The sequence below is a fragment of the Calditrichota bacterium genome (genome assembly GCA_016867835.1).
In the GTDB taxonomy this organism is placed as follows: Bacteria; Electryoneota; AABM5-125-24; order Hatepunaeales; family Hatepunaeaceae; genus VGIQ01.
In genome coordinates, this window is the sequence record VGIQ01000102.1 from 1 (window position 1) to 10,222 (window position 10,222).

The 10,222-nt window shown below is 53.6% G+C and carries 8 protein-coding genes; 1 reads left to right on the forward strand and 7 read right to left on the reverse strand.

The genetic code is table 11. The features are described from left to right. The first annotated feature begins 175 nt into the window (after positions 1-175). Positions 176-979, forward strand: a complete 804-nt coding sequence (locus FJY67_09620; protein ID MBM3329710.1) for an ABC transporter ATP-binding protein — start codon at positions 176-178, stop codon at positions 977-979. Positions 980-1,265: 286 nt separating this feature from the next. Here the strand turns inward: FJY67_09620 and FJY67_09625 are convergent, their stop codons facing one another. The 7 genes from FJY67_09625 to FJY67_09655 all read right to left on the reverse strand — a co-directional run. Continuing rightward, entirely contained in the window at positions 1,266-2,759 is a 1,494-nt protein-coding gene (locus FJY67_09625) for an NADH-quinone oxidoreductase subunit N (protein MBM3329711.1), read from the reverse strand. A 30-nt stretch (positions 2,760-2,789) separates the two neighbouring features. After that, positions 2,790-3,239, reverse strand: a complete 450-nt coding sequence (locus FJY67_09630) for a four helix bundle protein (GenBank protein ID MBM3329712.1) — start codon at positions 3,237-3,239, stop codon at positions 2,790-2,792. A 572-nt stretch (positions 3,240-3,811) separates the two neighbouring features. Beyond that, positions 3,812-4,147 carry a nucleotidyltransferase gene (locus FJY67_09635; protein MBM3329713.1) on the reverse strand — a complete coding sequence of 112 codons (336 nt, stop codon included), beginning with the start codon at positions 4,145-4,147 and terminating at the stop codon, positions 3,812-3,814. A gap of 263 nt (positions 4,148-4,410) precedes the next feature. Beyond that, on the reverse strand, positions 4,411-5,937 hold the full coding sequence (locus FJY67_09640; GenBank protein ID MBM3329714.1) for an NADH-quinone oxidoreductase subunit M: 1,527 nt from the start codon (positions 5,935-5,937) through the stop codon (positions 4,411-4,413). A gap of 23 nt (positions 5,938-5,960) precedes the next feature. Further along, positions 5,961-7,046, reverse strand: a complete 1,086-nt coding sequence (locus FJY67_09645; protein ID MBM3329715.1) for a DUF3800 domain-containing protein — start codon at positions 7,044-7,046, stop codon at positions 5,961-5,963. 765 nt (positions 7,047-7,811) lie between these two features. Further along, positions 7,812-8,258, reverse strand: coding sequence for a hypothetical protein (locus FJY67_09650; GenBank protein ID MBM3329716.1), 447 nt, complete (start codon positions 8,256-8,258; stop codon positions 7,812-7,814). 252 nt (positions 8,259-8,510) lie between these two features. Further along, positions 8,511-10,222: NADH-quinone oxidoreductase subunit L (locus FJY67_09655; protein ID MBM3329717.1), on the reverse strand; the 1,712-nt coding region annotated here is incomplete at its 5' end.

A 10,222-nucleotide genomic window follows, 5' to 3' on the forward strand; every position in this document is an offset into this window, starting at 1 on the left:
GGGGGATGTTTACTTTCTCGATTCGCTGCCGGTTCGGATGCAGGGATTGGACTTTGTCGTCGTCGCCTTGGTGGCGATGCTCCTGACGCTTCTGGCGACGATCTACCCGGCACGGCGGGCCGCCAAACTCGATCCGGTCGAAGCGATTCGGTATGAGTAGCAGACTCTGATGGCACTGCTGCTCGAGGTGCGAAACCTCACGGTCCGGTATGGTGGAGTCACGGCAGTCAATGGCATCGACCTGGATGTTGGAGCCGGTGAAGCAGTAGCCCTCATCGGATCGAATGGCGCCGGCAAGTCATCAACACTAATGGCATTAAGCGGCATAGCCCCGGCGATAGGGTCGATTCGGTTCGATGGCGAGGAGATTGGCAGCCTTTCGCCAGTCGAACGAGTCCGTCGTGGTATCGTTCAGGTCCCGGAAGGTCGGCGAATATTCCCGCGCCTTACGGTCGACGAGAATATCCTTATGGGAGGATACGTTGGAGGTAATAAGCCGATTACGTATCGGGAGGAAAGGAAAGATGCAATAACGAGGAGCGAAGATACGGCGCCTCACCCCGGACTGCAAACTTCACTCCGCAGAGAGAGATATTCCGACAGATTTGAGGAGGTGCTCAACCTGTTCCCTATCCTGAAGGAGAGACTGCGACAAATGGGGGGAACGTTGTCGGGCGGGGAGCAACAAATGCTGGCTATTGCGCGCGGCCTTATGGCCGAGCCGAGGCTTATGTTGCTCGATGAACCGTCACTGGGGCTGGCGCCACTGCTTGTGCAGCGGATTTACGAGACAATTGAGCGGCTCGTGGCGACGGGGCGCTCAATCTTGTTGGTTGAGCAAAACGCCCGGGCGGCTCTTCGAGTGTCGCACCGCGCTTACTGCCTGGAAACCGGGATCATTACGCTAAGCGGGCGAGCGGTGGACCTGACGGGCGATCGGCGGGTGCAGGAAGCATATTTAGGAGTAGCGGGAGCGTAAGAGATTGAATGTCCGCTTGAAATTTATAGACTCTCATTAGTGATCTAAGCCTGAACGATGTGAAGGGTCTCGTTTCTGCTCTAAAGCGAGATGCTTCACTGCGTCAGCATGACATCAATCCAGTTATGCGCATCTTATATTAATCGGGGCATCAAATAGTAGCATCAGTAGGACGGACATTCTTGTCCGTCCAAAGGGCAGGCATTCCTGCCTGCCCTACTGGATAATACCACAATTATCTGCACCCATTAATAATGACGTTGTGAATAGATACGCATGAACAGAACTACAGCCTCCCTGCTATCCACTCCGCAAGCGGTCCGAAGAAAACGCCTAAGACTATCGTTGGCACCACAGTCGCAAGTCCCAATGACACCGTCAACCAGCGATTTTGAGACGATTCAACTTCTGATTCCCACTCTATGGCTTCGGGTTCATCAAGATACATTTCCCGGATTACCCTAATATAGTAGAATAGCGAGACGACTGTGTTGGCGATAGCGATTATCGCAAGGGCGATTAACTCCCCCTTCACCAGCGCCGCCAGAAGATAAAACTTCCCGATAAATCCTGCCAGTGGCGGCAAGCCGGTCAGACTGAAGAGAAAGACGGCCATAAGCAGCGCCGGTACCGGATGCGACTTACCCAACCCCCTGAACCGACTTATATGATCGGATGCTTCTCCGTCATTCTGCATTCTAAATTCTAAATTCTTAATTCGTTCTACCCGGTCCACAACAAAGAATGCTCCCAAATTCATAAACATATAGACGGCAAGGTAGAACATGACGCTCGCGACGGCAAGGTCACGGACTTCGCCTGTGGGAAATGCCGCGACCGCGCAGAATCCCATCAGCATATAGCCGGCATGCGCAATCGATGAATAAGCCAGCAGCCTTTTCAGTGAAGTCTGCCAGATGGCCCCCAGATTGCCATAGGTCATCGTAACCGCCGAAACGGCGGTGAAAAAACCAACTGCAGAAAGACCAAGGAACGGCGATGCATTGGTGTAAAGCGGCAATAATCTGAACAGCGCGGCAAAACCTGCCGCCTTGGGCGCGACCGAAAAGAACGCTGTTATCGGCGTCGGCGAGCCTTCATAAACGTCCGGACACCAGAAGTGGAGCGGCACCAACGCCATCTTATAGCCAATCCCTGCCAGCACCAGTATCAGCCCGATGACCGTCGCGGCGCCTGCCCCAGAGCCTTGAGCCATAAGCCTTGAGCCCATTTCGGGCAGACTGGTCGTCGCGGTCAGCCCGTAGAGCAGCGAGAAGCCGTAGAGCATCAAGCCCGAAGACATCGCTCCGAACAGGACATATTTGAGTGCCGCTTCCGCTGACTTGGGCTCCTTACGACCGTAGCCGGCAAGGATATAGGACGGAATCGAGACCAGTTCGAATCCGACGAAGAGCGTTACGATGTCGTTTGAACCGGCCAGCAGGAACATCCCCAAGACGCTCGACAAGACGAGCACATAAGGCTCGCCTTCATCCCGGAAGCGGAAGGCGAGCATTGCGATGCTGATCAACGTCGCGGCGATGAAGAGCAAGCGGAAATAGAGCGCCGCGCCGTCCTGGACGACCGCGCCGAAGAGGTAGCCGCCGACCTTCTCTTCGCCGGCGAGGGCGGCACCCGCAATGGCGACTAACAGCACCGCGCTGATCCCGGCTGCGATGTGACCTTGCCGCTCCTTGACAATAAGATCGACGATCAGCAGCCCGAGAATTCCCCCGGCCAGGATCAGTTCGGGGAGGAAGGGGAGGAGGTTGATGGTCATGGAAAATGGAAGATGGAAAATGGAACGATGCTAACGGGTGGTCTTAAGCGTCTTCATAAAACCGCCGATCATTGCTCCAAGTCCAAAGCATTCCTCGATTAATTGGTCGCAGGTTTTGCTGTCTGCAAGTTCAAGTTCTCTTACAAATCTGATTTGGGTGCGCAGTTCCCCGGCAGAGCCTTTGGCGATGGAAAGAAACTGGCGGAATTCATTGGTGATGCGTCGTTCGTATCCCTCGGCGACATTGGATGGAATCGACAAGGCAGCCCGGCGCATTTGCGACCTTGTTGCAGAATCGATGCGTTTGTCCTGAGACAGCCTATAAGCCGCCTTGGCAAGTGCAAACGCTCGTTTCCATATATCGAATTCTTCAAACGGCTTGTATCCCCCCATTTCCATCGGATCATTGACGTTTTGTTCCATCTTCCATCTTCCATTTTCCATGTTTGGGAACGTCGGGTGTAGTTGAAAAATCGTCACATCGTCACCGATTTGGCGTATCTAATATCCCATACGGGAGATACCGCGTGACGGAAGGGTGACGGAAGGGTGACGGAATGCTCTACTCGTCACGTTTTGGCCAACTTCGATTAATCGAATTCTTCTATCATAGTCAGCGCCGCGCCTCGAGTTTGGCCAATCTCTGCCGGCTGAGTTCGATCGCCGCTTCAATTTCAATTTTGCTTAGCTCTTTGTCCAGCCATTAGGGAGCAATATCAGTCTTACTCATTTCGGCAATACGGCAGGCTTGACTTCAGCGCCTCTGTCGCCTCTCCACGGCTCCTTTGACTTTGGCAATTGAAACGATATCTATTAATGGGTGCAGACAATTGTGGATCAAGACATTCGCATACCGATTATATCCGCCCAAGGAATATCGGGAAGCGCCTCCTTCGTCTCATCCGAAAGAAGTCGCGCGCTTTACCGATGATGCCAATCCTCCGGGTTACGGAGTCTTGAATCTCCCCCACCCGCTCGAAAGTTTCAGTTCCAAGCCAATCGTGTAGTCGATGATCCGATGGCACGAATAGACTATGTCGTAGAGAAGCGATTCATCCCGCTGCATAGAAGCGCTCCGCGTGTCCAAGTATATGCCGGCGGCGAATCCAGTTCGGGTTCTCCTCGACGGCTTCGCGCTCGACCAGATCGACTTTTCGCCCAACAATTTCGGCGAGTTCGTTTTCGGCGTGCATTACATCGAAAAGGCTCCAGTGCGAGTTCTCCGCAAACCGCACCAGTACGTCCACGTCACTGTCTTCTCTGAAGTCGTCCCGGATGACTGATCCAAACAGCGACAGTTCGACGATCTTCCATTTCTTGCAGAAGGCTTCGACCTTTTCGCGGTCTATCGGAAGGCGAATGGACTTATCATGGATATTCTCACTCATCACTTGCTCTTGGTTGAAGATATTCGAAGCTCCCGACCAACCGGCCGACGAACCAGCCGTCGTCTTCCCAATATTCAAGTGTATAAGGATTGGGTCATGGTTCAGTTCCCATTAACTGGAAGATGCAATATAGACTCGTCCATACTATTCCGCAAGTCCTCTGGATTGTCCGCCTGCGGCGTCCCTGTGCCCGTCCCGCCTGCGCGGGAATGACGCCCGTTCGCCCCCTCATTCCGCATTCCTCATTCCGCATTCCGCACTCCCTACATCCCCGCAATCTGTCCTGCGGCGCGCATCATCTGCCCCAGATGCGACAGCGAGGTGTTCATCAGATTCAACACCGGATGAGGCCAGATGCCGAGGAAGAGCACGATCGCCCCCAACGGTATAAGCGTGAATAACTCACGGCGGTTGATCTCCGGCAATCCGGCATATTTGGGATTAGTCGCTCCAAAGAACATCCGCTGCACCGTCCAGAGCAAGTAGCCCGCTGTGATGATAATGCCCAGTATCGCGATCATCGTGAAGGTCCGCCAAACCGGAAACGCGCCGATGAAGACCATTGCCTCGCTGATGAACCCCGACAGCCCGGGCAGCCCCATCGACGCAAAGAACGCCAGCGCGGTCACTCCCAAATATCGCGGCATTACGTTCGCCAGCCCGCCAAAGCCCTCGATCTCGCGGTGGTGCGCCCGGTCGTAAATCACGCCGACCAGAAGAAAGAGCATCGCGGTGATCGTCCCGTGGTTGAACATTTGGAACACCGCGCCGTTCATCCCGGCGTCGGTGAAGGCGCTCATCCCGAGCATCACGTATCCCATATGCGAGATCGACGAATAGGCGACCAGTTTCTTTAGGTCTTTCTGAGCCATCGCACAGAACGCGCCGTAAATGATGTTGATCGTCCCCATCAGCGCCAGGAACCACGCGAAATAGACCGTCATATCGGGCAGCATCGGATAGGATATGCGCAAGAGGCCGTAAGTGCCCATCTTCAGCAGCACACCGGCAAGGATAACCGATATTGCGGTCGGGGCTTCGACGTGCGCATCGGGCAGCCAGGTGTGGAACGGAAAGACCGGCACCTTGATCGCGAACCCGACATAGAGCGCAAGCCACATCAGGATGCGCACCGAATTGACGCTCAGCATTCCGGTGTGATTCGTCTGATCCATCATCACGAGCATGTCGAAGGTGTGCTTGCCGGTTGCGGGGTCGGCGGTATTGAAGTAGAGCACCAGCATCGCGATCAGCATCAGCACCGAGCCGATTAATGTGTAGATAAAGAACTTGATCGCCGCATAGACCCGCCTTGGCCCGCCCCAGATGCCGATCAGGAAATACATCGGCAGCAGCATGATCTCCCAGAAGACGTAGAAGAGGAAGAAGTCGAGAGCGACGAACGTCCCCATCATGCCCGTTTCGAGCAGCAGGAAGAGCGCGAAGTAGCCCTTGACGCCCTTCTCGATGCCGAACGACGCCGGTATGCAGAGGAAGCAGAGCAGCGCGGTCAAGAGCACCATCGGGAACGACAAGCCGTCCACGCCGACGCTGTAGTTGATGCCCCACATCGGGATCCACGCCGCATGTTCCTTGAACTGGAACTCGGCCGGGTTGTTGATGCCGGGCAAGCCACCGTCGAACTGGAAGTAGAGACCGATGGCAAGCGCGAGGACGATAGCCGTTGTGCCCAATGCCGTCCAGCGGATGATCTTCGGATTATTCCCCGGCATCAGCGCGATGATCGCCGCGCCCAAGACGGGGAGGAAGGTGATTAGGGTTAGGGACATGTTATTGTGTATTTCATACTCTGTTATTTTGGAAGCTCTGGTGTATTAGCGACAATTGTGCCCCACATTCTTTTGAACATGAAATCGGACATCACATAGTCGCAGAATCGATCATCGAATTCATGCCAATGCTGAAAGATAAGCCAAATGAGAAATATCTCATCATCCACCAAATACGGTGGTTCAGGTGATGCGGCTAACTTAGTCATTAGATCATTTATGCTGGTAGCGATGACATCTGCAATTTGAAGTATCGGTTCCGAAGACGATGACTCACATTTCAGTTGCTTTACACTTTCATATCCGAATATATGAGGTATTTCTCGACCGATTCCAAGGATTGAAGGATTTGCTTTCTTCAGCAGATCAAAAAAGGAAATGAACGAACTATCATATTGTGGTGAAGAATCAAAGATTATCTCTGCATCTGCCACCAATCCGAAACGATAATGATATTCAATTTTACTAAACATACCCATAATGGTGAAGAAGTTTGGCGATTTTAATACACCTCTTTTCATCGAATGTTCAGTTGGATTGCAATTCAAATCCCGAATTGTCTCCTCGAGTTCATTTATTTTCACACCTAACATAAGTTCGTGAAGTGGTGTGCCCTTCAGACATTCAATCACCAATGCAAGTGCGCTTTCGGCACCTTCACCTTTCTGAAAGAAATTAGAACAGGCTTGTGCAGCCTCTTCCGATAATTTAGAGTGAATTAACGATGCTCGCTCACGCTTGCCAAATGGCCAAGTGAATGAATTATCGCACTTGTCATTGTATGCGGGATCCAGAAAATCGTCATCTATAAATGTTGAAATAACAAAGTGTTTTTCGCAGATTCCCAGAAATAATGACATCTCTTCCTTCATTAATACTTCGAGTAATTCACGTGCGATCCGAGTACGTCTCCAATCTCGCAGACTCTTCGCATGCAGTTCACCGACTATCCTTTCTCGCTTTCTCATTGCTTCTAAAGCTGAAATTATATGCGTCAGTCTATTTTCAGGCAACCCAACAGCCACCATTGAAAGGAATGGCTGCGAATCGATTAATCGACTGCCGGTATTTCCAGCCTCATCGATATAAACAGTATGAGCTTTCATCATCTGGTGACTCTTATGGCCACAGAATCTGTATCTATACTTCTTCCATCGGAAACAATGACCTTGGCAAAGACAGTGTCTATTTGAATGTATCCATCTGCTCGCCAATTTGGCGACTGGGCAGTAACCGGGTCGTCAAAACGCCCAAATGTGCAACTCCAATTGAATCTTAAGCTATCGTCTTCCGAATCCGTCGCGATACAATTCAGTCGCGTCACTTCTGCATACATACCACTTCCTGTCCTAACGTTGTTCGGGCTTGCGGTTACACTCACGATCTGCGGCGCATGATTTGCTCCCGGACCGGTTGACGGGTCGTTCTTGTCGTCCGATGAGCAGCCCACAGTTAGGGCGGCAAGGACGGCGATTGAAAGTAAGAACTTCATTTCACATTCCTTCAATGTTGTTTGTTTGGGACGACAGGCTTCAGCCTGTCGCGTTGTGATCTTCCGAAAACGGGATGGGATCGCCGAATCGGAATTCGGCGCTACGCGTATGCCGCGTGGGGCGGGATTCCGATCCCGCCAGGCCCTGCGTGGGGTGGGATTCCGATCCCGTCATTATCCTCGATTCGCCGAATCGGAATTCGGCGCTACGCGTTTGCCGCGTTGGGCGGGATTCCGATCCCGTCATTATCCTCGATTCGCCGAATCGGAATTCGGCGCTACGCGTTTGCCGCGTGGGGTGGGATTCCGATCCCGTCATTATCCTCGATTCGCCGAATCGGAATTCGGCGCTACGTGAATTCGGCGCTACGTGAATTCGGCGCTACGAATCCCTCAAATATACCCACTTATAATTCTGAATATCTCCCCATCTTCTCTGAGGATTTGTTAGGACGTAATTCACTTTCTCTTCCCAATCCGACTGATTACGGATGATATGGTCATAGTACTCCCTTTGCCAGACCGGCCCCCCTCTTGAAAACTCCATAACCATCTTGGTGGCTGTAAACCGTTTCAGGGAATAGACCAATTGTTCGAGCTTCCATTTGTCTTTTGGTGACAGGACAACATGCACATGATCGTGCATAACCACATACGCATCGAGAGTCAAACGTTTGCCATCGAAGAATTTTATTGACGCCGAGATCATATCCCGTTCGACATCGTGCAAATCACCCTGTCCCGGACTCAACCGCCATGTGACGAAGTAAGTCGAACCTTCAAGCCGCCAGTGAGGTAGATTCCGAAGGTAGATTTCAAACCCTGACATTAGGTACCTTTCTTTTCGCCGAATCGGAATTCGGCGCTACGCGTTTGCCGCGTGGGGTGGGATTCCGATCCCGCCATTATCCTCGATTCGCCGAATCGGAATTCGGCGCTACGCGTTTGCCGCGTGGGGCGGGATTCCGATCCCGCCATTATCCTCGATTCGCCGAATCGGAATTCGGCGCTACGCGTTTGCCGCGTGGGGCGGGATTCCGATCCCGTCATTATCCTCGATTCGCCGAATCGGAATTCGGCGCTACGCGATCAACATCACCACCACCACCCCTACCGCCGCGGCCGTGTATAGAATATAGCGCTGCACCTGACCGCCCTGCAAGAGCCTCGCCAGACGTCCCCAAAATCCGACTATCCAAGCGGTTAGATTCACCAGTCCGTCCACCACCACATTGTCGAACCAACCGGTAATAAACGAGTAGCCCCTCGTCACCCACGCCGAGCCGTTCACAATACCATCGATGACCTTCAGGTCGAACCACGCCAATCCTCTTGACAATCCGAGCGTCCCCCGGATCGCCGTCGCATCGTAGATTTCGTCCATCCACCACTTGCGGAACATGCCACGATAGACGACACCAAAGCGGAGGCGCCATTTTTCGGGGTCGAAAGCGCGATAAATCGCGCTGCTACCGGCGCGTTGATGATAGGCCCAGGTTGCCACCCATATCCCCAATCCTGCTACCAGAATCGAGATCAGCATTGCCCAGATGTGAGCCGTGTGTTCGGTGTGCTCTAATGCGGAATGATCTTCAGCATTAGAATTAGCATTGACATAAGCATCTTCTTCGTGTTCTTGGTGTTCTTTGTGGTTGGAGTATGCCCGTTCCGGCGTTGGGAAGAGGGTCGCAAACCATCCCCCCTCCGGCGTAGTCGGATTAAACGCCGGCGCGGCATAGAAGAAGAAAAGGCTTAGAGTCGAAAGGGTCACCAACGGCATCGTCATTACCCGAGGCGACTCGTGCAGGCGATGCGCCGCCTCTTCCCCACCCCGAAAGGTTCCGAAGAAGGTCAAATAGACCAGCCGGAACATATAGAATGCCGTCAATCCCGCTGCTGTAAAGCCGAAGATCGGCAATAGCACGTGCCGGGGATGCTCCATCGAAAACGCTAACGTCCCACCAAGGATTGCGTCCTTGGAGAGGAATCCCGCGGTGAAGGGCACTCCCGCCAGCGCTGTCGTCGCGATAAGAAAGGTCCAGAACGTCACCGGCATAAGCTTCCTAAGGCCGCCCATATTCCGCATATCCTGAGGATCAGGTAACGCCACCATCCTGGTGGCATCGTGATCGGGCCGGCTGGAAGCCGGCGTTACGGATTGCAGAGCGTGGTGCATCGCGTGGATGACCGAGCCGCTCCCAAGGAAGAGGCAGGCTTTGAACATCGCGTGCGTCACGAGGTGGAAGAAGCCTGCCATATAAGCCCCCACGCCGAGCGCCATCACCATATAGCCGAGTTGCGACACCGTCGAATAAGCCAGCACCCGCTTGATGTCGTTCTGCGCAACGGCGATCGTCGCTGCAAAGAGCGCGGTAAAGCCTCCGATATAGGCAATCGTCAGTCCGGCATCAGGCGTCAGAATCGTGAAGAGCCTGGCTACCAGATAGACGCCGGCCGCCACCATCGTCGCCGCGTGTATGAGCGCGCTGACCGGCGTTGGGCCTTCCATCGCATCGGGCAGCCAGACATGCAGCGGAAACTGAGCCGACTTGCCTACCGCGCCGCAGAAAAGGAGCAGCCCCGCCGCAGTCAGGAGTCCTCCCGTCAGCCTCCCGGAGGCCACGCCTTCCCCGATCTCACCAAGGTTCAACGTTCCCAATGCTGCGAAGACCAGCAGCATCCCCATCAACATCCCGGCATCGCCGATCCGGTTGGTCACAAAGGCTTTCTTGGCGGCGTCCGACGCTGAGTCCCTCTCGTGCCAGAACCCGATCAAGAGATAACTCGATAGTC

What these genes read in the sequence shown, in the direction of transcription:
- FJY67_09650 (MBM3329716.1), bottom strand. Translation starts at nt 8,258, where the DNA reads ATGTCAGGGTTTGAAATCTACCTTCGGAATCTACCTCACTGGCGGCTT.
- FJY67_09645 (MBM3329715.1), bottom strand. Translation starts at nt 7,046, where the DNA reads ATGATGAAAGCTCATACTGTTTATATCGATGAGGCTGGAAATACCGGC.
- FJY67_09625 (MBM3329711.1), bottom strand. Translation starts at nt 2,759, where the DNA reads ATGACCATCAACCTCCTCCCCTTCCTCCCCGAACTGATCCTGGCCGGG.
- FJY67_09640 (MBM3329714.1), bottom strand. Translation starts at nt 5,937, where the DNA reads ATGTCCCTAACCCTAATCACCTTCCTCCCCGTCTTGGGCGCGGCGATC.
- FJY67_09635 (MBM3329713.1), bottom strand. Translation starts at nt 4,147, where the DNA reads ATGAGTGAGAATATCCATGATAAGTCCATTCGCCTTCCGATAGACCGC.